This is a genomic window from Pseudarthrobacter sp. BRE9, assembly GCF_031844305.1.
Classification (GTDB): Bacteria; Actinomycetota; Actinomycetes; order Actinomycetales; family Micrococcaceae; genus Arthrobacter.
Window position 1 is genome coordinate 373,611 of record NZ_JAUZUY010000001.1, and the last position, 26,035, is coordinate 399,645.

23 protein-coding genes are annotated in these 26,035 nt (G+C 65.3%); 8 read left to right on the top strand and 15 right to left on the bottom strand.

All coding sequences use genetic code 11. The features are described 5' to 3' along the window. Positions 1-31: 31 nt before the first annotated feature. On the bottom strand, positions 32-1,168 hold the full coding sequence (dapE, locus tag Q9R31_RS01670) for a succinyl-diaminopimelate desuccinylase (protein ID WP_311261029.1): 1,137 nt from the start codon (positions 1,166-1,168) through the stop codon (positions 32-34). Positions 1,169-1,219: 51 nt separating this feature from the next. Between dapE and dapD the strand changes: the two genes are divergently transcribed. Next, a complete protein-coding gene (dapD, locus tag Q9R31_RS01675; RefSeq protein WP_311261030.1) occupies positions 1,220-2,242 on the top strand; it encodes a 2,3,4,5-tetrahydropyridine-2,6-dicarboxylate N-succinyltransferase in 1,023 nt (340 codons plus the stop codon). Positions 2,243-2,249: 7 nt separating this feature from the next. Then, the gene (locus Q9R31_RS01680; RefSeq protein ID WP_311261031.1) at positions 2,250-3,107 is read left to right on the top strand and encodes a hypothetical protein; all 858 of its coding nucleotides are present in this window, start codon (positions 2,250-2,252) and stop codon (positions 3,105-3,107) included. 28 nt (positions 3,108-3,135) lie between these two features. Here the strand turns inward: Q9R31_RS01680 and Q9R31_RS01685 are convergent, their stop codons facing one another. Further along, a complete protein-coding gene (locus tag Q9R31_RS01685) occupies positions 3,136-3,747 on the bottom strand; it encodes a hypothetical protein (RefSeq protein ID WP_311261032.1) in 612 nt (203 codons plus the stop codon). 121 nt (positions 3,748-3,868) lie between these two features. Next, a complete protein-coding gene (locus Q9R31_RS01690) occupies positions 3,869-4,477 on the bottom strand; it encodes a TetR family transcriptional regulator C-terminal domain-containing protein (RefSeq protein WP_311261033.1) in 609 nt (202 codons plus the stop codon). A 98-nt stretch (positions 4,478-4,575) separates the two neighbouring features. On the opposite strand from Q9R31_RS01690, the gene galE reads away from it, so the two are divergent. Next, the gene (gene galE / locus Q9R31_RS01695) at positions 4,576-5,589 is read left to right on the top strand and encodes a UDP-glucose 4-epimerase GalE (protein WP_311261034.1); all 1,014 of its coding nucleotides are present in this window, start codon (positions 4,576-4,578) and stop codon (positions 5,587-5,589) included. Positions 5,590-5,708: 119 nt separating this feature from the next. Here galE and Q9R31_RS01700 read toward each other — a convergent pair whose 3' ends face one another. The 3 genes from Q9R31_RS01700 to fdxA all read right to left on the bottom strand — a co-directional run bounded on the left by Q9R31_RS01700 (position 5,709) and on the right by fdxA (position 8,724). Beyond that, the gene (locus Q9R31_RS01700; RefSeq protein ID WP_311261035.1) at positions 5,709-6,995 is read right to left on the bottom strand and encodes a citrate synthase; all 1,287 of its coding nucleotides are present in this window, start codon (positions 6,993-6,995) and stop codon (positions 5,709-5,711) included. 236 nt (positions 6,996-7,231) lie between these two features. Next, the gene (dapC, locus tag Q9R31_RS01705) at positions 7,232-8,383 is read right to left on the bottom strand and encodes a succinyldiaminopimelate transaminase (protein WP_311261036.1); all 1,152 of its coding nucleotides are present in this window, start codon (positions 8,381-8,383) and stop codon (positions 7,232-7,234) included. A 14-nt stretch (positions 8,384-8,397) separates the two neighbouring features. Beyond that, positions 8,398-8,724 (bottom strand): ferredoxin, encoded by a 327-nt coding sequence (fdxA, locus tag Q9R31_RS01710; RefSeq protein WP_013601705.1) that lies wholly within the window; start codon positions 8,722-8,724, stop codon positions 8,398-8,400. A gap of 137 nt (positions 8,725-8,861) precedes the next feature. Between fdxA and Q9R31_RS01715 the strand changes: the two genes are divergently transcribed. Continuing rightward, positions 8,862-9,122 (top strand): hypothetical protein, encoded by a 261-nt coding sequence (locus tag Q9R31_RS01715; protein ID WP_311261037.1) that lies wholly within the window; start codon positions 8,862-8,864, stop codon positions 9,120-9,122. 60 nt (positions 9,123-9,182) lie between these two features. Here the strand turns inward: Q9R31_RS01715 and typA are convergent, their stop codons facing one another. Further along, positions 9,183-11,111, bottom strand: coding sequence for a translational GTPase TypA (typA, locus tag Q9R31_RS01720; protein ID WP_311261038.1), 1,929 nt, complete (start codon positions 11,109-11,111; stop codon positions 9,183-9,185). Positions 11,112-11,382: 271 nt separating this feature from the next. On the opposite strand from typA, the gene Q9R31_RS01725 reads away from it, so the two are divergent. Then, a complete protein-coding gene (locus Q9R31_RS01725; RefSeq protein ID WP_311261039.1) occupies positions 11,383-12,207 on the top strand; it encodes an SGNH/GDSL hydrolase family protein in 825 nt (274 codons plus the stop codon). Positions 12,208-12,300: 93 nt separating this feature from the next. Here the strand turns inward: Q9R31_RS01725 and Q9R31_RS01730 are convergent, their stop codons facing one another. The 6 genes from Q9R31_RS01730 to ychF all read right to left on the bottom strand — a co-directional run bounded on the left by Q9R31_RS01730 (position 12,301) and on the right by ychF (position 20,938). Then, positions 12,301-14,007 carry an ABC transporter ATP-binding protein gene (locus tag Q9R31_RS01730; RefSeq protein ID WP_311261040.1) on the bottom strand — a complete coding sequence of 569 codons (1,707 nt, stop codon included), beginning with the start codon at positions 14,005-14,007 and terminating at the stop codon, positions 12,301-12,303. Between the two features lie 11 nt (positions 14,008-14,018). Continuing rightward, positions 14,019-14,963, bottom strand: a complete 945-nt coding sequence (locus Q9R31_RS01735) for an ABC transporter permease (RefSeq protein WP_311261041.1) — start codon at positions 14,961-14,963, stop codon at positions 14,019-14,021. After that, positions 14,953-15,882 (bottom strand): ABC transporter permease, encoded by a 930-nt coding sequence (locus Q9R31_RS01740; RefSeq protein ID WP_311261042.1) that lies wholly within the window; start codon positions 15,880-15,882, stop codon positions 14,953-14,955. Before Q9R31_RS01740 ends, Q9R31_RS01735 begins: the two co-directional genes overlap by 11 nt. Positions 15,883-16,005: 123 nt before the next feature. Beyond that, positions 16,006-17,691 (bottom strand): ABC transporter substrate-binding protein, encoded by a 1,686-nt coding sequence (locus Q9R31_RS01745; protein WP_311261043.1) that lies wholly within the window; start codon positions 17,689-17,691, stop codon positions 16,006-16,008. Positions 17,692-17,989: 298 nt separating this feature from the next. After that, positions 17,990-19,750, bottom strand: coding sequence for an ABC transporter family substrate-binding protein (locus tag Q9R31_RS01750; protein WP_311261044.1), 1,761 nt, complete (start codon positions 19,748-19,750; stop codon positions 17,990-17,992). 102 nt (positions 19,751-19,852) lie between these two features. Further along, positions 19,853-20,938 carry a redox-regulated ATPase YchF gene (ychF, locus tag Q9R31_RS01755; RefSeq protein ID WP_311261045.1) on the bottom strand — a complete coding sequence of 362 codons (1,086 nt, stop codon included), beginning with the start codon at positions 20,936-20,938 and terminating at the stop codon, positions 19,853-19,855. Positions 20,939-21,028: 90 nt separating this feature from the next. Between ychF and Q9R31_RS01760 the strand changes: the two genes are divergently transcribed. Beyond that, complete coding sequence (locus Q9R31_RS01760; protein ID WP_311261046.1) at positions 21,029-22,258, top strand: DNA recombination protein RmuC; 1,230 nt, start codon at positions 21,029-21,031, stop codon at positions 22,256-22,258. A gap of 102 nt (positions 22,259-22,360) precedes the next feature. Here the strand turns inward: Q9R31_RS01760 and Q9R31_RS01765 are convergent, their stop codons facing one another. After that, positions 22,361-23,440 carry a 4-hydroxy-3-methylbut-2-enyl diphosphate reductase gene (locus Q9R31_RS01765; protein ID WP_311261047.1) on the bottom strand — a complete coding sequence of 360 codons (1,080 nt, stop codon included), beginning with the start codon at positions 23,438-23,440 and terminating at the stop codon, positions 22,361-22,363. Positions 23,441-23,449: 9 nt separating this feature from the next. Continuing rightward, positions 23,450-24,298, bottom strand: a complete 849-nt coding sequence (locus Q9R31_RS01770; RefSeq protein WP_311261048.1) for a hypothetical protein — start codon at positions 24,296-24,298, stop codon at positions 23,450-23,452. A 161-nt stretch (positions 24,299-24,459) separates the two neighbouring features. Between Q9R31_RS01770 and xseA the strand changes: the two genes are divergently transcribed. Continuing rightward, complete coding sequence (xseA, locus tag Q9R31_RS01775) at positions 24,460-25,818, top strand: exodeoxyribonuclease VII large subunit (protein WP_311261049.1); 1,359 nt, start codon at positions 24,460-24,462, stop codon at positions 25,816-25,818. Then, on the top strand, positions 25,815-26,033 hold the full coding sequence (locus Q9R31_RS01780) for an exodeoxyribonuclease VII small subunit (protein WP_056334565.1): 219 nt from the start codon (positions 25,815-25,817) through the stop codon (positions 26,031-26,033). Before xseA ends, Q9R31_RS01780 begins: the two co-directional genes overlap by 4 nt. Positions 26,034-26,035: the final 2 nt, after the last annotated feature.

The following is a 26,035-nucleotide window of genomic DNA, read 5'->3' on the forward strand; positions in this document are numbered from 1 at the left end:
GAGTTGCCGGACCTTTCCTTTTCGTGCACTGTCAGGCAGCGAGCCAGTTTTGCAGGGCGGCAAGGCACTTCCGGATGGCGTCGGCGTGGACGTGCTCGTTGTCTTTGTGCGCCAGCAGCGCGTCCCCGGGGCCGAAGTTCACTGCCGGGATGCCCAGCTCACTGAAACGGGCGACGTCGGTCCAACCGTATTTGGGCTTCGGCTCGGCTCCCACGGCGGCAACGAAGGAGGCGGCAGCCGGGTGCTGCAGTCCGGGCCTGGCGCCGGCGGCAGCATCGGTGCGGACCACGTCGAAGCCCGCCAGCAGGTCCCGGACGTGGGCTTCAGCCTGGTCCGGCGTCTTGTCCGGCGCGAACCTGTAGTTGATCTCCACAACACAGCGGTCCGGGATGACGTTCCCGGCCGTGCCGCCGTTGATTTTCACCGCGTTGAGGCTTTCCCGGTAATCGAGTCCGTCAACGTTGATGGTCCGGGGTTCGTAGGCCGCCAGGCGGGCCAGGATCGGCGCCGCGGCATGGATGGCGTTGCTGCCCATCCAGGCGCGGGCCGAGTGTGCCGCCTCCCCCACCGTGCTTGCCTCGAACCGGCTGGTGCCGTTGCAGCCACCCTCAACCGTGCCGTCCGTCGGCTCAAGCAGGATGGCGAAGTCCCCATGCAGCAGGTCTCCGTGGTTGCGGACCAGGCGTCCCAGGCCGCTCTTGACGGCTTCCACTTCTTCATGGTCGTAGAAGACAAAGGTGACGTCCCGCCTGGGCTGCTTGCCGCCGTCGAACAATCCTGCCGCCAGCGCCAGCTGGACAGCCACCCCGCCCTTCATGTCCGTGGCGCCGCGGCCATACAAGACGCCTTCCCCCGGAACGCCTGATTCCCAGCTCGAGGGAACCGTTCCCCGGGAACCCTCGGTGAGCGGAAGGGGCACTGTGTCCAGATGGCCGGCGAGGATCACGCGCTCATCCAGGCCGAGTTCGGTCCGGGCGATGATGGCGTCGCCGTCGCGCACCACTGTCAGCTGGGGGATCTCCAGCAAAGCGGCTTCCACGGCGTCGGCGAGCTGCTTCTCATTGCCGGACACGCTGTTGATGTCCATCAGCGCCGCGGTCAGCAGTGCCACGTCCTGCCGGAGGTCGAGGGTGGACACAGAAGAGTCAGGGGCGGTTTCAGCAGTCACGAAGCAAGTCTAGTTCGAACCCGATGCCCGGCCATCGATAGACTGGGGCACATGACTGAGACCGCTTCCTCTGCCGTGCCCGAAACCTTGACCTCCCATGCTGATGACCGCTCCGCCTATGGCTTTGGCGTGGCCACCATTGCCACAGGCGACGCCACCGTGCTGGACGTCTGGTTCCCGGCGCCGGCGCTCGGTGTCGCGGCGGAAAACCTCCGCTCGGTGGAAAACGCGGACGCCACCCTGGCGCAGATCGCCGAGAACGGCGCGGACGAGGACCGCGGCACTGAGCAGAAGGTGGTCTTTGTCCAGATCAACCTCGATCAAGCCCCTGCCGACACCGCCGACGCCTACCTCCGCCTGCACCTCCTCTCGCACCGCCTGGTCCAGCCCAACACCATCAACCTGGACGGGATCTTCGGCAAGCTGCCCAACGTGGTGTGGACCAACTTCGGCCCGGCCGCCGTCGAGGGCTTCGAACTGACGCGCGCCAGGCTGCGCCGCCGCGGTGCTGTCACCGTCTACGGCATCGACAAGTTCCCGCGCATGGTGGACTACGTAGTGCCCACCGGCGTCAGGATTGCCGACGCCGACCGCGTCCGCCTGGGTGCCCACCTCGCCGCCGGCACCACCGTCATGCACGAGGGCTTCGTGAACTTCAACGCCGGCACCCTGGGCACCTCAATGGTGGAGGGCCGCATTTCCGCCGGCGTCGTCACCGGCGACGGCAGCGACGTGGGCGGCGGCGCCTCCATCATGGGCACCCTGTCAGGCGGCGGCAAGGAAAAGATCACCATCGGTGAGCGCGTCCTGCTCGGCGCCAACTCCGGCGTGGGCATCAGCATCGGTGACGATTCCGTGGTGGAGGCCGGGCTTTACGTCACGGCAGGCACGCGCGTCCGCGTCCCTGGGCCCAAGGACGAGGTGGGCGAAGACACCACCAGGATCGTCAAGGCCGCCGAGCTCTCCGGCGTCCCCAACCTGCTGTTCCGCCGCAACTCCACCTCCGGCGCGGTGGAGGCCCTGCCGCGCAAGGGCCAGACCGTTGAACTGAACGACGCCCTGCACGCCAACTGATCCCTTCGTGGCACGCAGACGCGGCCTCCGCCGCCTGGCGGTGCTGCTGCTCACCCTTGCGCTGGCAGCGGGAGCCATTTACACCGCCGTGTTCTTTGTGCAGCGTTCCGAAACCCTCGTTTCGGAACGCTGCACCGCCGCGGCCGGCAACCGGACCGGTGAGCTTGCCCCGGACCAGGCAGCCAACGCCGCGCTGATCACGGCGGCCGCTGTCCGGCGGGGACTGCCGCCGCGGGCCGCGACCATTGCCCTGGCCACGGCCATGCAGGAGTCGAAACTGCGCAACATCGGGCACGGCGACCAGGCCGGACCGGACTCGCGGGGGCTCTTCCAGCAGCGTCCCTCCCAGGGCTGGGGCACGGAGGCCGAAATCATGGACCCTTACTATGCGGTCAACGCCTTCTATGACGCACTGGTTAAAATCCCCGGATACGAGACGCTGGACATCACCGAGGCAGCACAGCAGGTCCAGAAGTCCGCATACCCCAAGGCCTATGCCCAGCACGAGGACATGGGACGGGCCTTTGCCTCCGCGCTTACCGGGCAGACGCCGGCGGGAGTCCAGTGCACGCTGCGCTCACCGACGGCCGGCGGCGATTCCGCATCGGTTGCCACCGAACTGGAGCAGGCCTACGGGGGTGTGGATTCGCAGGTGGACGGGACCACTTTGGTCGTGGACGCCGACGGGCCGTTGGCGTGGTCCATGGCGCAATGGGCTGTGGCCAACGCCAAGGATCTGGCCATAACCCAGGTGGGCGTGGCAGGCCGCACCTGGAACCGTCCCAACGGGGAGGGATGGCAGGTGTCAGGGGTGCCGGACGGGAAGGTACGCATCACCGTCCGGCTGGACGACGGCGGCAGCTGAGCGCCGTCGTCGTCCTGCCGGGGGCGGGCTAGACCAGAATCTCCAGCACAGGCTGGACGTAGCTGCGGAACAGTTCCGGCTGTCCCATCAATTGGTGGCTCATGATGATCTTGTCCGGCTCCAGATACCAGGCCCGCTGCTCATCCAAGGGCAATTCGATGATGGTCAGCCTGAAGTCCCTCGAGTCCCGCCCCACTTCCATCAGCCTGTCGTCCACCATGTCCTCCAGGAGCTGATCCGTCCCGGAGGCGACGCGTTCAGCCTCAAGCTCGGCGTATTCGCTCCTGCGTTCCCTGGCCCAGGTGAGGGCGGAGCCAAAATGCGCCTGCAGGAGCCGCTGGAGCGCCGGAGAGTTGCCGAACGCGTCAAAGCTGGGCGGGGAAAGTTCAGGGGAAGCGTGCGGGTAGGCCTTCAGCAGCTGCTCCCACCAGGCCTCCCACTCGGTCTTCAGCGCACCGAGCCCACCAACGTCTGCCGTCAGGTGGGTGTGGTCTGCGGGGCGCACTTTGGGCGACGCATGGGACAGCATCGGGTGGCCCACTCCGTTCAGGCCGGCCGCGTCCCGGACGTAAAGCGCGATCATCATCGGCCCGGACGTGTCGGTGGTGATCTGCCACCCTGAACCGCTTGCGTGTTGCATCCGAAGTCCTTCCCTGGCCTGTCCATGCCGGCCGGCATGACGGTCGGCTGTCCCCGGATATCAGTCTATTCCCGCAGCCACTTCGCGGTAGTGCAGGACCGGCTGCCGATGACGCGGTCGCTTACCGTGCCAGCCCGTCCAGGTGCCGTTCAAGCACGTCACGGCACATCTGCGCAGTCATCCAGCCCGGTTGCAGCAGGGCGTGCATGCACAGGCCGTCCAGCGTGGCCAGGAGGCGTTCGGCCTCCACCACCAGGTTCTCCTGCGGTTCATCCTCCGGGAGCAGGGAGGCAACCACCCCGCCAATGATGGCCGCGACGTCGCGGTGGCTGCGGTCGGCCTGGACGGCAAGGAAGGGCCGGATCCGCGCCGCGTTCTTGAAGGCCAGCCACGCGCAGGCCTCCACAGCGGTTTCCTCGTCCAGGGGAAGCATGCCACCCAGGAGGGTTAAAACGGCCTGCCGCTGTTCGGGACTGGCCTGGACGGCCTCCTGTACGGCCGGAAGCCGGGCTTCGAGCCTGCCGACCACCCTGTCCACCACCGTGCCGAACGAAAACGCCAGGAGTTCCTCGCTGCCTTCGAAGTAGTGCCGGACGGAACCGACCGCCAGCCCGGCTTCGTCCGCCACTTCGCGCAGTGACGCACGCTCAAGCCCGTCGACGGCGATGATGCGGAGAACCGCCTGGACAACGTCCTGGCGCCGGGCGTCAGCGTCTACTATTTTGGGCACCATTCTTATTAGCACACTTGTGCTTTCACCACCTCCTCGAACGCCCGCCATCCGGGACGCGGAGGCGGGGACTGTCCCCCGTGGGATAGCGTTGAGGCATGAAAATCTTGGTTACAGGGGGCACCGGCTACATCGGTTCCCACGCTGTTCTCTCCCTGCAGGAAGCCGGCCACGACGTGGTCGTCATCGACAACCTGGTCAACTCCAGCGAAGAATCGCTGCGGCGGGTGGCCGAACTCAGCGGCAAGGCCGCAGAGTTCCACCACGTTGACCTGGTGGACGAGGCCGCCGTCGAAAAGGTCTTCGCCGGCAGCAGCATCGACGCCGTTATTCACTTCGCGGGGCTCAAGGCCGTGGGGGAATCGGTACAGGAGCCGTTGAAGTACTACTACAACAACCTGGTCGGCACCCTGAACCTGATCCGCGTCATGGACAGGCACGACGTCCGCTCCATCGTCTTCAGCTCCTCAGCCACCGTCTACGGCGAACACAACCCCATCCCCTACGTGGAAAAGATGGAGATCGGCGCCAACAACCCCTACGGGCGCACCAAGGAACAGATCGAGGACATCCTCTCCGACCTCGGCGCGGCGGACTCCCGCTGGCATATCGCACTGCTGCGCTACTTCAACCCGGTGGGCGCGCACCCCTCCGGCCGGATCGGCGAAGACCCCCAGGGCATCCCCAACAACCTGGTTCCGTTCATCGCCCAGGTCGCGGTGGGCCGGCGCGAGAAGCTCATGGTCTTCGGCGGCGACTACGACACCCCGGACGGCACCTGCCTTCGCGACTACATTCACGTGGTGGACCTGGCGGAAGGGCACGTGGCCGCGCTGGACCACATTGCCGGGCGCACGGGCGTCTTCCGCTGGAACCTTGGCTCCGGGAAGGGCTCCTCCGTCCTGGAGGTCCTGCGCTCCTTTGAAAAAGCCGTGGGCAAAGCCATCCCCTACGAGATCACCGGCCGCCGCGCTGGGGACCTTCCCGCCTTCTGGGCCGACGCCACCTCGGCACTCGCGGACCTGAGCTGGTCCACCACCAAGACCGTGGACCAGATGTGCGAGGACCACTGGCGCTGGCAGAAGAACAACCCCAACGGCTACGAGTCCTAGCCTGCTGATTAACAACAAACGGCCGCTCACCTCGATGAGGTGAGCGGCCGCCGTCGTACTGGGGCCACGCCGGCGAGGGACCCGAACCGAGCCTGCGAGGTTCGGGGGCCGGTGGGGATCTAGCGGACCGGGTAGTCCCGCTCCGGCTCGCCGATGTACAGCTGGCGCGGACGGCCGATCTTGGTGTTCGGGTCGCTGATCATTTCGCGCCACTGGGCAATCCAGCCGGGGAGGCGGCCGATGGCGAACAGCACCGTGAACATCTTCTCCGGGAAGCCCATGGCCTTGTAGATCAGGCCGGTGTAGAAGTCAACGTTCGGGTAGAGCTTGCGCTGGATGAAGTAGTCATCGCTCAGTGCCTTCTCTTCCAGGCGCATGGCGATGTCCAGCAGTTCGTCGTTGCCGCCGAGCTTGCTGAGGATCTCGTGCGCCGTGGCCTTGACGATCTTGGCACGCGGATCGTAGTTCTTGTACACACGGTGTCCGAAGCCCATGAGGCGGACGCCGTCTTCCTTGTTCTTGACCTTCTCCATGTAGTCCTCGGGCTTGAGGCCCTCGGCCTGGATCTGGCGGAGCATCTTGAGCACGGCCTCGTTGGCGCCGCCATGGGCCGGACCGAAGAGGGCGTTGATGCCTGCGGAGACGGAGGCGAAGAGGTTGGCGTTGGAGGAGCCTACCAGTCGCACGGTGGACGTTGAGCAGTTCTGCTCGTGGTCAGCGTGCAGGATGAGGAGCAGGTCCAGTGCCTTGGCCACGACGGGGTCCACCTCGTACTGCTCCGCGGGCAGGCCGAAGCTGAGGCGCAGGAAGTTCTCCACGAGGTTGTGTGAGTTGTCCGGGTACAGCATGGGCTGCCCGATGGACTTCTTGTGCGCGTAGGCAGCGATGACCGGCAGTTTGGCCATGAGGCGGATGGTGGAAACCTCCACCTGCTCGGCATTGAACGGGTCCAGCGAGTCCTGGTAGAACGTGGACAAAGCGGACACGGCCGAGGACAGCACCGGCATGGGGTGCGCGTCGCGGGGGAAACCGCCGAAGAAGCCCTTGAGCTCCTCGTGCAGCAGGGTGTGGCGCCGGATCTTCTGGTCAAACTCGTCCAGCTCGGTGGGAGTGGGCAGGTTCCCGTAGATCAGCAGGTAGGACACCTCAAGGAAGCTGGAGTGCTGCGCCAGCTGCTCGATGGGGTATCCGCGGTAGCGCAGGATGCCCGCATCGCCATCGATGTAGGTGATTGCCGACGTGGTTGCTGCGGTGTTCATGAAGCCGGGGTCAAAGGTCACGGCACCGGTCTGCTTGAGCAGCTTGGAGACGTCGTAACCTTCGTTCCCTTCAACAACCTGGATGCGCGGGAGCTTCAGCTCGCCACCTGCGTGGAGCAGGGTCGCAGCATTGTTGGTCTCAGTCATGGAGTCCCCTTCATGAGGCTTCTGGGCCTCTGTCGAAAGCTTGATCCAACATCAGGTGAGCCGCGCACGAAGCCTGAGAGGACAGGTTCCAACACCCGGGCTGCCTTCTTGTAGAAAGCCACCATTGATAGTCACTTAAAAAGTACCGCTCCTTGGCGGGTGTCACTAATCCGTGGCCTCCAAATCCAGCGTAAAAGGCACTGGATGTGGGGCGAGTCACACGATTATTACGTGCCTCAGGAGCCGGATCCGGCTAGGCGGGCCACGGCCGAGTCGATCCGCTCGTCGGATCCGGTAAGGGCGACGCGGACATAGCCGTTGCCCGCGTCTCCGTAGAAGACGCCCGGGCCCACCACAATGCCGCGGTCAGCCAGGCGGGCCACCGTGTCCCATGTGTCCTCCCCCGCCGTCGACCACAGGTAGAGGCCGGCGTCGGATTCCTTGATCTCGAGCCCGAAGTCCAGCAGCGCGGGCACCAGCCGCTCCCGCCGGCCCCGGTACAGGTCCTTTTGGGCCTCCACATGCGCGTCGTCGCCCAGCGCCACACGCATGGCTTCCTGGACCGGGTAGGGAACGATCATGCCCGCGTGCTTGCGGCTGTTGACCAGGTTGGGCATCAGGTCCGGGTCACCGGCAACGAACGCTGCACGGTAGCCGGCAAGGTTGGACTGCTTGCTCAGCGAGTACACGGCCAGCAGGCCCTGGTGGGATCCGCCCGCCACCCGCGGGTCCAGGATGCTCGGAACAGGCTGGCCGCCACGCTGGACATCCCAGTCGCCCCAGCCCAGCTCTGCGTAGCATTCGTCCGAGGCCACCACGGCGCCCAGTTCACGGGCCTGCTCCACGAGCGCTTTCAGGGACTCGACGCCCCGGACGCTGCCCGTGGGATTTCCGGGGGAATTGACCCAGACCAGCCGGACCCGAGAACGGGTGGCGTCGTCGAGTTCATCCAGGTTGTCCGTTGCCACCGAGGTGAGGCCAGCGAGGGTGGCGCCGATATCGTACGTGGGGTAAGCCACCTTGGGGCGTACGACGACGTCCCCCGGCTTGAGGCCCAGCAGCAGCGGGAGCCACGCAACGAGTTCCTTGGACCCCACTGTGGGCATGATGTTGCGGGGATCGAGGCCGGGAACGCCGCGCCGGCGTTCGAACCAGCCCGCGATCGCTTCCCGGAGCGCCGCGGTGCCGTGCACGGTGGGATAGCCCGGGGCGTTCGCGGCAGCTTTGAGTGCATCCTGCACCAGCTGCGGCGTGGGATCCACAGGTGTCCCGATCGAAAGGTTCACGGCTCCGCCGGGATGCTCCGAAGCCTTGGCCAGGTACGGCGCCATGGCCTCCCACGGGTAGTCGGGCAGGTCCAGGCCAAACGAATTCACTGCTGCGGTCACGGTGTGGGTCCGGGTCAGTGGTCTTGGTTCTGCGGCGGCAGGGCGGCGATCATGGGGTGGTCCTTGCCCGTGTTGCCGATCTTGGCCGCCCCGCCCGGGGACCCGAGGTCATCGAAGAACTCAACGTTGGCCTTGTAGTAGTCGGCCCATTCCTCCGGGGTGTCATCCTCGTAGTAGATGGCCTCCACCGGGCACACCGGTTCGCAGGCGCCGCAGTCCACGCATTCGTCCGGATGGATGTACAGCGAACGCTCGCCCTCATAGATGCAGTCGACCGGGCATTCCTCAATACATGCCTTGTCCTTAACATCCACACACGGCTGCGCGATTACGTACGTCACGTCCCTGGCCTCTCCACGTTGGGTTCCGGCTTCCCGCCGGCTCTTGCATCCGGCAGCATGGCCGGACTACTGACATCTGAGCCTATTATCTCCCAGCCCGTTCCCGCGAACCTAGCCGGCGCCCCTAGTATGAACTGGTGAGTCAGCCACTACCTGCGCCCGCCCGCTTCCTTGCCTCGGCCGCGCCAGGCATCCGCGTGGTGGTGCGTTACCGGATCGAGGGCGGCCTCACGGACGCCCTCGGCCACCTCCTGGCCTGCGACGCCGGTTCCTGCACCATCCGCACCCGGCAGGCCGACGTCGTCATTCCCCTTGGCCAGGTGGTGGCCGCCAAGGAGGTCCCGCCCGCTCCCCCGCGCCGGACAGCGCGCCAGGCGCCGCCCTCACAACAGGAATGAAACTTAACGCAGAATGCCACCGGCCTGGAGCCGGTGGCATTCTGTTCAATCAGGGCGTTGTTATGCCTTGGCGCGGGCGCGGTTGGCCTTGGCGCGCTCGTTGGTGTCCAGGATGACCTTGCGGATGCGAATGGCTTCCGGAGTCACCTCGACGCACTCGTCCTCGCGGGCGAATTCGAGCGACTCTTCAAGGGTGAGCTCGCGCGGCGGGGTCAGGTTCTCGAAGGTGTCGGAGGAAGCGGCACGCATGTTGGTGAGCTTCTTTTCCTTCGTGATGTTGACGTCCATGTCGTCGGCGCGGGAGTTCTCGCCCACGATCATGCCCTCGTACACCTCGGAGGTGGGCTTCACGAAGAAGGAGCCGCGTTCCTGCAGGTTGATCATGGCGAACGGGGTCACAACACCGGCGCGGTCAGCAACCATGGAGCCGTTGGTGCGGTACTCGATGGGGCCGGCCCACGGCTCGTAGCCTTCGGAGATGGAGGCCGCGATGCCGGCGCCGCGGGTGTCGGTGAGGAACCGGGTGCGGAAGCCGATCAGGCCGCGGGCGGGAACGATGAATTCCATGCGGCACCAGCCGGTGCCGTGGTTGGCCATGTTGGTCATGCGGCCCTTGCGGGCAGCCATGAGCTGCGTGACGGCGCCCAGGTATTCCTCGGGCACGTCGATGGTCATGTGCTCCATCGGTTCGTGGATCTTGCCGTCGACGGTCTTGGTGACAACCTGCGGCTTGCCGACGGTCAGTTCGAAGCCTTCGCGGCGCATCTGCTCCACGAGGATTGCCAGGGCGAGCTCGCCACGGCCCTGGACTTCCCAGGCGTCAGGACGCTCGGTGGGGAGCACCTTGATGGAGACGTTACCGATCAGTTCCTTGTCCAGGCGGTCCTTGACCTGGCGGGCGGTGACCTTGGCGCCCTTGACTTTGCCGGCCAGCGGCGAGGTGTTGATACCGATGGTCATGGAGATCGCGGGATCGTCCACGGTGATCAGCGGCAGCGGCTGCGGGTTCTCGGCGTCGGTCAGGGTCTCACCAATGGTGATTTCCTCAATGCCGGCGACGGCGACAATCTCGCCCGGTCCGGCGGATTCTGCCGGGACGCGCTCCAGGGCCTTGGTGGCAAGCAGTTCTGTGATCTTGACGTTCTTGAGCTCACCGTTGGCCCGTGCCCAAGCCACGGTCTGGCCCTTGCGCAGGGTGCCGTTGTAGATACGAAGCAAGGCGAGGCGGCCGAGGAACGGGGAAGCGTCCAGGTTGGTGACGTGCGCCTGCAGGACACCCTCCGGGTTGTACGTCGGGGCCGGGATGTGCTCGACGATGGTCTGGAACAGCGGCTCCAGGTCCTCGTTCTCCGGGGCGGTGCCGTTGGCGGGCTGCTCGAGGGAGGCGCGGCCAACCTTGGCTGCGGCGTAAACGACGGGGACGTTGAGGATCTTGTCCAGGTCGAGGTCCGGAACTTCGTCGGCGAGGTCGGAGGCCAAGCCCAGGAGCAGGTCCATGGACTCGTGCACGACTTCATCGATCCGCGCGTCGGGGCGGTCGGTCTTGTTGACCAGCAGGATCACCGGCAGGTGCGCGGCAAGGGCCTTACGCAGCACGAAGCGGGTCTGCGGCAGCGGGCCTTCAGAAGCGTCTACGAGGAGGACGACGCCGTCGACCATGGACAGGCCGCGCTCCACCTCACCGCCGAAGTCGGCGTGGCCGGGGGTGTCGATGACGTTAATGGTGATGGTCTCGCCCTTGGAGGACGGACCGTTGTAGGCCACGGTGGTGTTCTTGGCCAGGATGGTGATGCCCTTTTCGCGTTCCAGGTCACCGGAGTCCATGACGCGGTCTTCGAGGTGGTTATGCTCGGCAAAGGAGTGGGTCTGCTTGAGCATGGCGTCGACCAGGGTGGTCTTGCCGTGGTCAACGTGGGCCACGATCGCGACGTTGCGCAGGTCACTGCGCGATGCAGTGGCTACCGCGGTGTTGGTGGTGGTTTCAGACATGCGTTATTGCTCGATTCAGTGGTGAAGTCAGCTGTTGTATCGCGACATTTCCAACTGGAACGCACGACGGACAAGGCCCTTGGCACAGGGCGCCTACCTCTATTCTAGCCGGTGAGCCATTTGTTGGCCTAAATTCCGCCGGGATTCGCCGCCTCCGGGGATGCCGCGATGACGCCAACCGCTGCGCCGTGTGACCAAGTTCACTACCACTTCTGCGTACGTGGCATGATGGCTGTGACACAGCCCACCTTTGAGCGCGCCGGAGACAACGATGCCCCCAGCTAAGGCCAGCACCCCGCGTGGTGCCGCCCGGGCCGCCACCGCCGCCGTGTCCGGCCTCGTGGCCGTATCGGCCGTCCTGGGCCTGGCCGCCTGCGGACTTTCCGGCGACTCTCCCGCCGGGCTGGCGCGGGTGGCGGCCGGGCAAGCGGCCAGCGCGGGAGCGGACCCTGCCACGGCGGCCACGTCCCGGATCCGGAATCCCGGGAACGGAAGGCTCGAGGCAGTGGTTCCGGACATCAGCAGCACTGTCCTGTTGATTGGGGATTCACAGTCGGAGCCGACGGACGGCTGGCCGCGCCTGGGCCTCGCCGCTGCCGGCTACAACGTGTACTTTTGCGGCCGCGGCGGCACGGGCTACGTGGCGGCGAACGGTGCCACGGGTAACTACATCGATGCCCTGCAGCGCGGGGACTGGCTGCTTCCCGCCGGAGCTCCGGCACTGATCGTCATCGAAGGGGGCGGGAACGACGCCGCAGGGGGCGCAAGCAACGCGCAGATCGCAGGAAACGCCCAGCGGCTGATTGGCGAACTGCGGACCCGCTATCCCGGCACGCGGATTGCCATGATCGGCACCTTGGCGCGGGGAGCAAACGACGGCGGCGGCCGCCGGAGCGAAGTGGACGCCCTGCTGGGTGCCGTGGCAGCCGCCAACGGGCTTCCCTTCGTTCCCGTGGGCGACTGGCTCACCAGGTACGGCCTGGCAAAGGACCTTGCGGACGCCGTCCACATGAACGCCGAAGGCCGCGTGGCGCTCGGCAGGATCCTTGAGCGCAGGCTGCGGGAGCTGGGGCTGGACCGGAAGTCTCTGCTGTGACCCAGGTGCAGCAGCGAATCCGGCTGAAGCGGTAAATCAGCTGGAGCCGGGACCCGAGGGTCCCGGCTCCAGCCGTTCAGGGGGAACTTCCCGCTACGCCACCTCAGGCGGAAGCATCAGCTTGGCACCGGGGATGGCGTTGAGCAGTGCCTTGGTGTAATCCTGCTTCGGCGACTCGAAGACGTCGTCCGTAGAGCCGGTCTCCACCAGGCGGCCCTTCTCCATCACGCACACGTGGTCCGCGATCTGCCGCACCACGGCAAGGTCATGCGTGATGAACAGGTAGGTCAGCCCAAGGTTGGCCTGCAGATCGGCGAGCAGGTTGAGCACCTGCGCCTGCACCAGCACGTCCAGCGCGGAGACTGCCTCATCACAGATGATGACTTCGGGGTCAAGCGCCAGCGCCCGGGCAATGGCAACGCGCTGCCGCTGTCCGCCTGACAGTTCGTTCGGATACCGCTGCATGGCGGACTGGGGCAGCGCCACCTGGTCCAGCAGCGTCCGGACTTTCTTCTCCCGGCTGGCCTGGTCCCCTATCTTGTGGACGCGCAGCGGTTCCTCGATGGTGCGGTAGATGTTGTACATCGGATCGAGGGAGCCGTAAGGGTCCTGGAAGATCGGCTGGACCCGCCTGCGGAACTTGAACAGTTCGGCGGGCTTCAGGGCAGAGGTGTCGACGCCGTCGAACAGGATCCTGCCGTCCGTCGGCTTCTCCAGCTGGAGGACCATCTTGGCCACTGTGGACTTGCCGGACCCCGACTCCCCCACGATCGCCGTCGTGGTTCCACGCCGGACGTCGAAGCTCACGCCGTCGACGGCCGCGAAGTCCGTTGCCTTGCCAAGCCCCTGGCGGAGCTTGTACACCTTCCGCAGGTCCTGGATCTGCAGGAAGGTATCGGACTTCACCGTCTCGGCGGCGGGCGCCAGGAGGTCGGCCGTCTCTACTCCCTGCTCCTTGGCCGCCTGGATACGGCGGCTGGCCAGGGACGGCGCGGACTCCACGAGCCGCTTGGTGTAGGGGTGCTGCGGGTTCCGGAGCAGCTCCAGCGACGGTCCCGCCTCAACCACGCGGCCCTGGTACATGACCACGACTTTGTCGGCCCGCTCGGCTGCCAAACCCAGGTCGTGGGTGATCAGCAGGACCGAGGTGCCAAGCTCCTTGGTCATGGTCTCCAGGTGGTCCAGGATCTGCCGCTGGACGGTGACGTCGAGGGCCGACGTCGGCTCGTCCGCGATCAGCAGGCGCGGCTGGCAGGAGAGGCCAATGGCGATCAACGCACGCTGGCGCATGCCGCCCGAGAATTCGTGCGGGTACTGGTTGGCCCGCCGTTTGGCGTCCGGCAGTCCTGCCTGGGACAGCACCTTGGCAATGTCGTCCGGCCCGCTGGGACGGCCGTTCGCCTTCAGTGTTTCCCTGACCTGGTAGCCGATCTTCCACACCGGGTTCAGGTTGGACATGGGGTCCTGCGGGACCATGCCGATCGTGTTGCCGCGAAGTTCGATCATGCGCTGCTCGCTGGCGTGGGCGATGTCCTCGCCGTCGAGCAGGATCTGCCCGCCGGACACCCTGCCGTTGTTGGGCAGGAGTCCGATGGCTGCCAGGGCAGTGGTGGACTTTCCGGAACCGGACTCGCCCACGATCGCGACCGTTTCGCCCGGCATGATCGTCAGGTGGGCGTCCCGGACTGCCTGGACTTCACCGCCGCCGGTCTTGAAGGTGATAGCCAGGTCACGGATTTCGAGCAGCGGCCTGACGCCGGTGGTGCCGGCCTCATCAATGCGGACGTCTGGAGTTGTCATCTCTTTATCTCTCATCGCTGACGGCTCTTCGGGTCGAGGGCGTCACGTACGGCGTCGCCCAGCATGATGAAGCTCAACACCGTAAGGGAGAGCGCGGCGGCCGGGTAGAGCATGATCTCCGGCCGGGTCCTGATCGAGGCCTGCGCACCTGCAATGTCGTTGCCCCAGGACATGATGCTCTGCGGCAGGCCAATGCCCAGGAAGGACAGGGTGGCTTCCGCCACGATGAACACGCCAAGTTCCAGCGTTGCCAGGACGATGATCGGGGCCAGGGCATTCGGCAGGACGTGGCGGATCAGCGCGCCGAACTTGGAGACACCCAGCGCGCGTGCAGCGGTGACGAAGTCCGCGTTGCGCACCTCGATCACCGCGCCCCGGGTGATGCGGGCCATTTGCGGCCATGCCAGGAGCGAGATGACGAACACCACGGTCCATACGCTCTTGTTCTCGCGGAACAGCGGGAGCTGAGTGATCACCAGTGCGCCCAGCACCAGCGGCAGTGCGAAGAAGATGTCACCCAGGCGGGCCAGCACGGCATCGATCCAGCCGCCGTAGTACCCGGCGAGGGCGCCGAGGGTCACGCCGATGACCAGGACGCAAAGGACGGAGAGCAGGCCGACGGACAGCGAGGCCTGCGTGCCGTGGATGACCCTGGAGTAGACGTCGCAGCCCTGGAACGTGAAGCCGAACGGGTGTCCCGCGGTAGGGCCTGCCTCGGAGTTGGCGAGTTCACAGCCCTCGTTGGGGGGCGTTGACGTGAAGAGTCCCGGGAACAGCGCGATCACGATCAGGGCAAGGATCAACAGTGCCGAGATGATGAACAGCGGACGACGGCGGAGCTTGCGCCACGCGTCGGCCCACAGGCTGAGCGGAGCCTGGTCAGTCTTGACGGCGTCCGTTGCCTGCAACGGCGTCTCGTCGATGGGGGCCACATAGTGGCTGTTGTTACTGGTCATAGCGGATCCTCGGGTCAAGCCAGGCGTACAGGAGATCGACAAGCAGGTTGGCCACCACGAACACCAGCACCAGCACGCTGACGATGGAGACGATGGTGGGGCCCTCACTGCGAAGGACAGCCTGGTAGAGCTTGTTGCCTACGCCGGGAACGTTGAAGATGCCCTCGGTAACAATGGCACCGCCCATCAGGCCGCCAAGGTTGGCGCCCAGGTAGGTCACCACCGGGATCAGCGAGTTGCGCAGGATGTGCGCCAGGACCACCCGGGGCCGGGAAAGTCCCTTGGCGGTTGCCGTCCGCACGTAGTCGGCGTTCATGTTCTCGCTGACCGATGCGCGGGTCAGGCGGAGTACATAGGCAAAGGACACCAGACCCAGGACCACCGCCGGCAGCAGCAGGGTGACCCAGTTGGCGTTGGCGCCGACGGTGGGTTTGGCCCAGCCCAACTGCACGCCAAAGACGAGCTGGAATACGAAGCCCAGGACGAAGGTGGGAACGGCGATAACCACCAGCGAGGCCACCAGAACGGTGGAGTCGAACCAGCCGCCGCGGCGCAGGCCCGCGAAGACGCCGAAGGCAACACCGAAGACGGCCTGGATGGCCAGCGCCTCGATGGCCAGCATCGCCGTCACGGGGAACACACGGGCGAGGCTTGCCGCGATGGGCTGACCCGTGAAGTCGTTGCCCAGGTTAAAGGTGAAGAGGTTCTTGAGGAACAGGCCGTACTGGACCCAGAAGGGCTGATCCAGGTTGTACTGGCTGCGCAGGGTGTCGATGACTGCCTGCGGGGGCTGGCGGTCGCCGAAGAGCGCGGCGATGGGATCACCCGGCAGGGCGAACACCATGTAGTACACCAAAAGGGTGGTGCCGAGGAAAACAGGGATCACCTGAAGGAGTCGGCGCAGGATGAACCGGATCACAGGGTCACCTGCCTTCCGGTAAGGAGGAGAACACGTTCATGAATGCCTTCCTGCCGCTTGCAAGCCAATGGGGGCCCGGACGTGACCGGACCCCCATGAGCTTTCGGCAAGTTAGATCTGGGACTACTTGGCCGTGATGCCGTAGTAGAGGATTTCACCGTTCCAGCCGGTCTCGGCCTTCGCGATGTTGTTGCTCCACACGATCGGCCGTGCCTGGTCCCAGAGCGGCAGCCCCGGCAGGTCCTGGAACAGGATCTCCTGCGCCTGGTTGAACTTGGCGTTTGCCTCGTCGGTGCTCTTGGCAGCCAGGCCCTCCTTGAGGAGCTTGTCGAACTCGGGGTTCGAGTACTTCTCGTAGTTGGAGGAAGCGCCCGTGGCCCAGACCGGTCCCAGGAAGTTGTAGAGCGACGGGTAGTCACCCTGCCAGCCGGCGCGGGTCAGGCCCGGCAGCTGCTGGGACTTGCGCAGGTTCAGGACTTCGGCGAACTTGGCGAAGGGCTGGATTTCAGCCTGGATGCCGAGGTTGTTCTTGAAGCCGTTGGCGACGGCGTCGATCCATTCCTTGTTGCCACCGTCGGTGTTGGAGGCAATCTGGAGCGGCTTGGAGTTGTCGTACGGCTGGATCTTCTCAGCCTGTGCCCACAGGTCCTTGGCCTTGGCGGCGTCGAACTTCAGGACTTCGCTGCCCTTGATGCCTTCCTTGAAGCCATCGATGACCGGCGGCGCAAACGCCTTGGCCGGGGTGCGGGTGCCGTTGAAGACAACCTTGGCGATTTCCTCGCGGTTGATGGCGTAGGACAGTGCCTGGCGGCGCAGCTTGCCGGCTTCACCCTGGAAGTTCGGGTTGTAGCCCGGGATGTTCAGGGTGGAATCGGTGGCGACCGGCTTGGTGGCGTTCCGGTCCGGGAAATCATTGACGTAGGTCTTCAGGGCGTTGGACGGCAGGACGTCTGTGATGTCCAGGTTGTCCGACTGCAGATCCGTGTATGCGGGGCCCGGATCCGTGTAGAACTTGAAGGTGACGCCGCCGTTCTTGGCTGCGCGGGTGCCGTTGTAATCGGCGTTCTTCACCAGCGTGATGGACTGGTCGTGGACCCAGGAACCCTGCTTGTCGAACTTGTAGGGACCGTTGCCTACCGGGTTTTCGCCGTAGGTCTTGGGGTCTTTCAGCGCAGCGGAGGGCAGCGGGTAGAACGCGGAGTAGCCAAGGCGCAGGGACCAGTCAGCTTCAGGCTGCGCGAGCTTGACGGTGATGGTGGAATCATCGGTTGCCTGGAGACCGGACATGGTGTCGGCCTTGGGGGCAGGTGTGGTGGTGGTCTTGCCGTCAGCACCCTTGACGGAATCAACGGCAGAGACATCCTCGTAACCGGCGATGGACTCAAAGAAGAATCCATTGTTCTGCAGGTTCTTGGAGTTTGCTGCGAAGTTCCAGGAGTCAACGAAGGTCTTGGCCGTGATGGCTTCACCGTTGGTGAACTTCTGGCCCTGCTTGACCTTGATGGTCCAGTTCTGCGCGTCGGACGACTCGATTGAATCGGCCAGCGCATTGACCGCCTTGCCGTTTGCGTCGTAGCTGCGAAGTCCTTCGAACAGCAGGTTTACGACGCGGCCGCCGTAGACCTCGTTGGTGTTTGCCGGCAGCAACGGGTTTTGTGGCTCGTTGCTGTAGGCGGTAATGACCTTGTTCGGATCACCGGCGGCGTTGCTGGCACCGTCGTTGCTGCCGCCGCCGGCACCGCACCCGGTCAGGGCAAGCGCGGCGATTGCCACGATGCCCAGTGCTTTGGAAGTGCGCGTAAAACGCATTCCGCCTCCTATGAGTTGTGGGAGAGATATAGGGGAATCTTGTGCTTCCCCGCAGGCCGGACGCAGCTCACCGCTGTGACGAGACCTACATAATACGAGTTAGCCTAACCGCACGAAGTCCAGATACTGGTACTCCGTTGCCAAAACGTGACCGACGCAGTCCAATGTCCCACGCCACAATAATTAGTTAGGCACGTCACATGCTACTCGCCGGTAGGCCGGACGGCGAATCGGCAGGTTGAAGGGTCCGCAAGGGCCGGAAGACCCAAAGGGGACGCGGCTGATCAGGACAGCTGAATCAGGACAGCCGCCACTCCCACACGTTCCACCACACGCCGAGGGGGCCAGGGCTTGTCTTCACGCCGGCCACGCGGGAACTGAAGGCAGTTGCGCCCAGGGTCTGGTAGAGCGGCAGGCCGTACGCGTCCTCCCACACATGCTTGTCAATATCGGCCAGGAGTTCGTCCTGCTTGCCCAGGTCCGTGGTCACGGCCAGTTGCTCCATGACTTTGTCCGCGTTGCCGTCGGAATATCCCGTGAAATTGCTGCCAGCCCCGGTGCGGAAGATCTGCGGCACCCGGCTCACGCCGGCCTCCGTGCCAATCCAGCCGGACAACGAGGCGTCGTACCCGCCGCGGCTGAGCGCCGCCGCCCAATCGGCACTCGCCTGGCCGCCGTCGACCACACGGAACCCCGCCAGCGCGGCCGAGTCGCGGATCAGGGTGAACGCTTTGGCACGGTTGGCATTGTCCCGGTTGTAGAGAATCCGGACGGTGGGGGTAGCGCCCTGCAGAAGCCTTTTTGCGGCGTCGATGTCCACCTTGGCGTAGTTTGAGGAGCCGTTGCTCTTCACGGTGTCGTCGTATTTCGGCTGTCCGGGCAGGAAGACCTGTGAGTCCAGCGGCTTGCTGTCCGGCACCTGGGTTCCCAGCACTGCGTCCACGATCGCCTGCCGTGGAACCGTCTTGAGGAATGCCTCGCGGACATCCTTTTCGGCAAAGGGCCCGGAGAAGTTGAGGTCCAGGTGGTCGTAGCCGGACTGTTTGTACCGTTCAACGGTGAGTCCCTGGCCCGACAGGCCTGTGAGCAGGTCATCCGTTGCAGCTGAGGGCCGGGGCGAGATGATGTCCGCCTGGCCGTTGCGCAGGGCATCGACAGCGGCCGGTACTGCCCCGGTGAACCTGACATTGATCTCGTCCAGCCAGGGTTCCGAGCCCCAGACGTAGTCCCGGTTGCGGACCAGTTTCATGGAGACTTCGGGCACGATGTCACGGACGATGTACGGGCCGCTGGACAGGTAGAGGGCGGGATCGTCCGGAATGGATTTTGCATCGAATCCGGTGTTCCAGAAGTCGCTGACTTTTTTCAGCGCCGGGTTAGCCGCAGGCTTCCCAGGGTTGCCGCGCTGGGTGTCCTTGAGGAGCTCAACAAGGTCTTCCTCGTCGTTCAGCCCGCTCTTGGCAGCGACGACGTGGGCCGGGAGTCCGACGTCGAACGCCACTTCCCAGTCGGCGTACGGTGCGGCGTACTCGATGGTGATGGACCGGCCGTCGGACCCTATTTCGGGAAAGAGGGTACCCGCCAGCCCGGTGGTGTCTGAGGCAACCGAAAAGTACTTGGTTCCCTTCCCGGTCGCTGGATCGACGTCATCGAAGTAGCCGGACCCGGCGGCCCAGCTCAACAGGAGGTCGGCCGCCCCGATCTGCGCACCGTCTGACCACTTGACGCCCTCGTTGACCGTGTACTTCACCTTGAGCGGCTCGTCTGAGACCTTTTCGAAGTGCCCGAACTTGTCGTTGCGGACCACCTTTGCGCTGTCATCGAGGTAGAAGAAGCCCGAGTGGGTGACGGCACCGATCTTCGAATTGATGTCGGTATTGCCGTTGGCGCTGTAGGGGTTGAACGAGGAGAACGCATTGACCTCTGCCACTGTCACGCTTCCGCCGCGCTTTGCCTCGCCCACCACCACGGACGGGGCGCTGGCGCCCGAGCAGCCCGAAAGGACCAGGGCAGCCGCCAACGCGGCGATGAGCAATTGCATCAGACGCCGGACCGGCATGCCGCCTCCTTGTGTTTTCCCTCTCAGGAGGGGACTGGGGCCGCCACGATCACGCCCCACAGTTCAGGATAAGCCGTCCGGGGGGTTACACGTTGAAGGCGGTTACACGTTGAAGCGGAACTCCACCACGTCGCCGTCGGCCATGACGTATTCCTTGCCCTCGATGCGGACCTTGCCCCGGGATTTTGCCTCAGCCATGGACCCGGCGTCCACGAGGTCTTCGAAGGAGACCACCTCGGCCTTGATGAATCCGCGCTGGAAGTCCGAGTGGATGACGCCGGCCGCCTGGGGTGCGGTGTCCCCCTGCCGGATGGTCCAGGCGCGTGCTTCCTTGGGCCCGGCGGTGAGGTAAGTCTGCAGCCCCAGGGTGTGGAAGCCGACGCGCGCCAGCTGGTCCAGGCCGGATTCGTCCTGGCCGTTCATCTCGAGCATCTCGCGGGCTTCTTCCTCGTCCAGTTCCACGAGGTCCGCTTCGAGCTTCGCGTCAAGGAAAATGCAGTCCGCTGGGGCCACCATGGCGCGCAGCTCCTCCTGCTTTTCCGGGCTGCCGAGGATGGCTTCGTCCGCATTGAAAACGTAGATGAAGGGCTTGGCCGTCAGCAGCCCCAGCTCCTTCAGGTGCTCCATCTCCAACTTGTCGCTCTTGATGGAGGAGTAGATGGTGTCACCGCGCTCCAGCACAGCCTGGGCGGCCTTGATGGCGGCAAGCTCGGCGGCCTCCCGCTTCTTGATTTTGACTTCTTTTTCGATCCGCGGGATGGCCTTTTCGATGGTCTGCAGGTCGGCGAGGATCAGCTCGGTGTTGATGGTTTCCATGTCCGAACGGGGATCCACTTTGCCATCCACGTGCACCACGTCGGGGTCGTCGAAGACCCGGACAACCTCGGCGATGGCCTCGGCCTCACGGATGTTGGCCAGGAACTGGTTGCCCAGCCCCTCCCCCTCGGACGCGCCCTTGACGATGCCTGCGATGTCGACGAAGGACACGGCGGCAGGCAGGACACGCTGCGAACCGAAGATCCCGGCCAGCTTCTGGAGCCTGGGGTCCGGGAGGTTCACGACACCGACGTTGGGCTCAATCGTTGCGAACGGGTAGTTCGCTGCGAGCACCTGGTTGCGGGTCAGTGCGTTGAAGAGGGTTGATTTGCCGACGTTGGGCAGTCCGACGATGCCAATAGTAAGAGCCACGAGCATTGATTCTACCCGCCGGGCCCCGCAGGCCCGTACCGGGGAATGTCATTGCCTTTGATTGTCAGAGGCCCGTGCAACAGTGAAGCCATGGATGCTTTTGCCTTGATTCTGGCCCTTCTCATGCTGCTGCTTGGTGCGCTTGCCGGCGCCGCAGCCACCTATTTTTCCCTGCGCAGGAACTCGCATGCCGTGGAGGCCGACTTTGACCAGGTGTCGTCCCGCCTTTCAGAGGTCACGGCACAGCTGGCAGCGGCCGACGCCGAGCGGCGGCTTTTGGCGGTGCAGAACCGTGAGCTGGGCGAGGCCAGGACGCAGGACGGCAGCGTTCTGCGCGCCCTGGCTCCCGTGGCGGAGAAGCTGTCCGCTGTCCAGCAGCAGGTGGCACTGCTGGAGCGGGACCGTGTGGAACAGTACGGGCAACTGGCACAGCAGCTCCAGGAGGCAAGGCTGTCCGATGAACAACTCATCCGGTCCACACATGCCCTGGAATCGGCCCTGCGTTCCAACAGCGCAAGGGGCCAGTGGGGCGAGGTGCAGCTTCGGCGTGTAGTGGAGGCCGCGGGAATGCTCCGTCACGTGGACTTTGTGGAGCAGGTGCACAGCGCCGGTCACGACTCGGCTGTCCGCCCCGACCTGGTGGTGCAGTTGCCGGGCGACAAGCAGCTGGTGGTGGATGCCAAAGTCCCGTTGTCGTCCTACCTTGAGGCGCAGGAACTGGGGGCGGTGGATCCGCGCCTGGGCCAGCCCTCCGGACTGCAGTCGGCTAACGACGGGCGGAACCAGCAGGCACTGCTGGCGGCGCATGCCAAGGCCCTGAGGGCGCACGTCGACGCGCTGGGTTCCAAGAAGTACTGGGACATCCCGGGGAACTCCCCCGAACTGGTGGTCTGTTTCATTCCGGCCGAATCCATCCTGGCGGCAGCACTGACAGCCGACGCCGGGCTCCTGGACCACGCGTTGTCCCGCAACGTGGTCCTTGCGTCACCGAGCACCCTGCTGGCGGTGCTGAAGTCCGTGGCGTTCACCTGGCGCCAGGACGTCCTGACGGACAGTGCACGCGAGCTGTTTGAGCTCGCGCGGCAGCTGTACGACCGGATGGGCACCCTGGGTGAAAACGTCAGCAAGCTGGGCTCGTCCCTGAAGACCTCGGTGGACCGCTACAACGCCATGGTGGGCACCCTGGAAGCCAGGGTCCTGCCCACAGCGCGGAAGCTCAACTCCCTTGAGGAGTCCGGGCTGGTGACACCTCCTCTCGTGGAGGTGACCCCCCGCGCGCTGGTGGCACCCGAACTCCAAAGCGACGGGGAAGCGGCCTGACAAGGGGCCGTAGATGCAGGATGGGCCGGGCAGCTGTGGAGCTGCCCGGCCCATCCTTTTACTTCTGGTTGATACCTGCTGTTGGTTACTGCTGACGTGATGTCAGCTGCGGGGCCGGCGCCCGCCGAGTGCGCGGCTGACGTCGCCTGCCTGCTTCAGCGTTGCACGGAGCTCCTTGGGCAGCGAGAACAGGAGGTCTTCCTCTGCGGTGACCACTTCCTCCACCGTGCCATAGCCGTAATCCGCCAGGAGCCGCAGGACGTCCTGCACCAGCACCTCCGGAACGGACGCCCCGGACGTGACGCCAACAGTGGCGACGCCCTCGAACCAGGCTTCGTCAACCTCATTGGCGAAGTCCACCCGGTAGGAGGCTTTGGCGCCGTACTCGAGTGCCACCTCAACGAGCCTGACAGAGTTCGACGAGTTGGCCGAGCCAACCACGATCACCAGGTCCGCTTTTGGCGCAATCTTCTTGATGGCCACCTGGCGGTTGGTGGTGGCGTAGCAGATATCATCGCTTGGCGGGTCCTGCAGGGTGGGGAACCGCTCCTTGAGGAGCCTTACGGTCTCCATGGTCTCGTCCACGCTGAGCGTCGTCTGGGAGAGCCAGATGACCTTCTCGGGGTCGCGGACGGTCACCTTGTCCACTTCATGGGGTCCGTTGATGATCTGGATGTGCTCCGGTGCTTCACCGGAGGTACCTTCCACTTCCTCGTGCCCGTCGTGGCCGATCAGGAGGATGTCAAAATCATCCTTCGCGAAGCGGACGGCTTCCTTATGCACCTTCGTGACCAGCGGACACGTGGCGTCGATGGTGCGCAAGCCCCGGCTTTCGGCAGATTCGACCACTGCCGGGGACACGCCGTGGGCAGAGAAGATCACCAGTGCGCCTTCGGGCACTTCGTCTGTCTCGTCCACGAAGATGGCGCCCTTTTCTTCCAGCGAACTGACCACGTGGACGTTGTGGACGATCTGCTTGCGGACATACACGGGCGGCCCGTAGTGTTCCAGCGCCTTTTCGACGGCGATAACCGCCCGGTCAACGCCTGCACAGTAGCCACGCGGAGCAGCCAACAGCACCTTCTTGGCACCGTTCACCGGGGCTGCAGCTGCTACGTCCTCGGGCGAGCGGCGCCTGCGCGGAATGGTTGGCATCGAAAGGGATACAGCCGAGGTGGTCATCCCTCCATGCTACCGGCTGGTCCGCTCCCGTTTCCGGGATGCGAACAACGTCACAACGGCTGCTGCCACCAGGACGGCGCCTGTCACTGCGGCCGTGGTGATCCACGTTTGGAAATCCGCGCCTGCCGCGGCCAGGAACTCGTCACGGAACATATTGGCCACGGCATTGCCGGTGTCCGTGGCCTGGGCACGGGCCGAGCCCAGCTGCAGGCCCACCCCCCAGAGCCCAGCGAGGGCCAGACCCCCAAGTCCGGCGGCCAGCAGCACTGTCCAGCGGCGGCGTGCAGCCACGAGGGCCAGCAGGAACGCTACGGCCGAACCGATGGCCAGGATGTAGCCCATGGGCGCATACGTGGTCAGCCGCTCGGTCCACTCCTTTTGTGCCGGCTGGCCGACGTTGATCAGCGTTTCCTCCGGCGGGTCGAGGGGAAGCCGGGTGGTGCGCGAGATCTCTTCTGACCCGAGGGCGACCAATGGGGCGACGTCGAGGGTGAGCGTGGATGCCGCAGCGCCGCCGTGGGAGGCTGCCGGGTCAGCGAAGCTGAGGCGGTGGCTCCTTCGCAGTGTTTCCTCCCAGGCCGCCGGATAGCCGGGAAGCCCGGTCAGCGACTCCGCCGCCTTCTCGAGCATCGGCTGGACCAGCCCGGAAAGAAAACCTGGAACAGACCCGGTATCAATCGTTCCCACCGCCGCCGCTGCCAGCTTCCTTTGGAAGTCTGAGTCCGTGCCGAGCGGAGCCGCAAGACGGACAAACCCGTCTTCCTGGACGACGTTCCGGTCCACCCAAATTGCGGGCACGGCAACGGCGGCCAGGAGGATGCCCAGCACGGTGGCGATGGCAGAAACAAGAGTGCGCACAGCAGGTCCTTCGGGGTTGGGGGACTTACCCCATCCTAGGCAGGGTTGAAGGGCTGTCCCTGTCAGTCCCCGCTGCTAGACCTTATGGATAAGGTTGATAGATCGCCCACGACAGATGAAGGACCGCATGCCCGCAGCACCAGCCTCCCAACGGCGTCCGCATGTCTGACCAGGCATCCCTTCCGGGTACAGCACCCACTACCTTGCCGGCCACCGCAGCCGAGACAAGCCCGGATAACCCTTGGCCGCTGCAGCTGCTGTCGCAGAAGCTCAAGGCCCATATCGACCGCACCCCGTCGGCATGGGTGGAAGGCCAGGTCATCGAGCTGAACCGCCGCGGCACCAACGCCTACCTCACCCTTCGCGACGTGGATGCAGAAGTGTCCCTTCCGGCGTCTGTCTGGACCAAGGTGCTGGAACGTCAGAACCTCCCGCTGGAGCGTGGTTCGCGGGTGGTGGCCCTGCTGAAACCTGAATTCTGGCTGAAGACGGGCAGGCTGAACATGCTGGTGCGGGACATCCGGCCCGTGGGCCTGGGTGACTTGCTGGCCAGGATTGAGCGGCTGCGCCAGGCCCTCGCGGCCGAGGGCCTGTTTGCCGATTCCAGGAAGAAGCCGCTGCCCCTGCTGCCGCACCGGATCGGCCTGATCACAGGCCGCGATTCGGACGCGAAAAAGGACATCCTGCGGAACGCGGCCCTGCGGTGGCCGGCCGTGGAGTTTGAGATCCGCGAGGTTGCCGTCCAGGGAAATACCGCGGTGGCGCAGGTGGTCCGTGCCCTGCGGGAACTGGATGCCCGGCCCGAGGTGGACGTCATCGTCATCGCCCGGGGCGGCGGCGCGTTGGAAGACCTTTTGCCGTTTAACAGCGAGGACCTGATCCGGGCCGTGGCCGCTGCCGCCACACCGGTGGTGAGTGCCATCGGGCATGAGGCGGACCGCCCGCTGCTGGATGATGTTGCCGACCTTCGCGCTTCCACCCCCACCGATGCCGCGAAGCGGATCGTTCCCGAAGTTTCCGAAGAACTCGCCGGGGTGCGCCAGGCGCGGGAGCAGTTGCGCCGGTGCATGGAACGGCTGGTGGACCGGGAGTCGGACCGGCTGGCGGCACTGCATTCCCGGCCCGTCATGGCGGCGCCCGAGGGCATGGTTTCCGTGCGGGCCGAGGAAATTGAGCGGCTGCTGCGGCGCTCTTCCGCTGCAGTAAGCTCCACGGTGGTCCGGGCAGCGGACCAGCTTGAGCACCTGAAAGCCCAGGTCCGCGCCCTCTCCCCGCAGAAGACCCTTGACCGGGGGTACGCCGTCGTCGAACTGGCAGGAGACCAGGCCGCCCGGATTGCCCAGGCGGGCCACGCTGTTGTCCGCCGTCCCGCCGAAGCGCCGGCGGGGGCACCCCTGTCCATCCGTGTGGCGGAGGGCCGCTTCAGCGCCACATCCACCGGAGCGGCATCAACGGAAGCCGGGTCCGCCGGGGCTCAACCAGGAAACGCAGACCACCAGGAATTGGAAGAGAAGGCATGACCGAACAGAAACCAGAGTCCGACGTCGCAGCCCTGAGCTATGAGGAGGCGCGGGAGCAGCTCATTGCAGTGGTGGGCAGGCTGGAGGCAGGAGGGGCAAGCCTTGAGGAGTCCCTGGCCCTGTGGGAGCGCGGCGAGGCGCTGGCCGCACGCTGCGAGGAGTGGCTGGAAGGTGCCCGGAAGCGGCTGGCCGCCGCCCGGGATCAGCCGCTTTAACC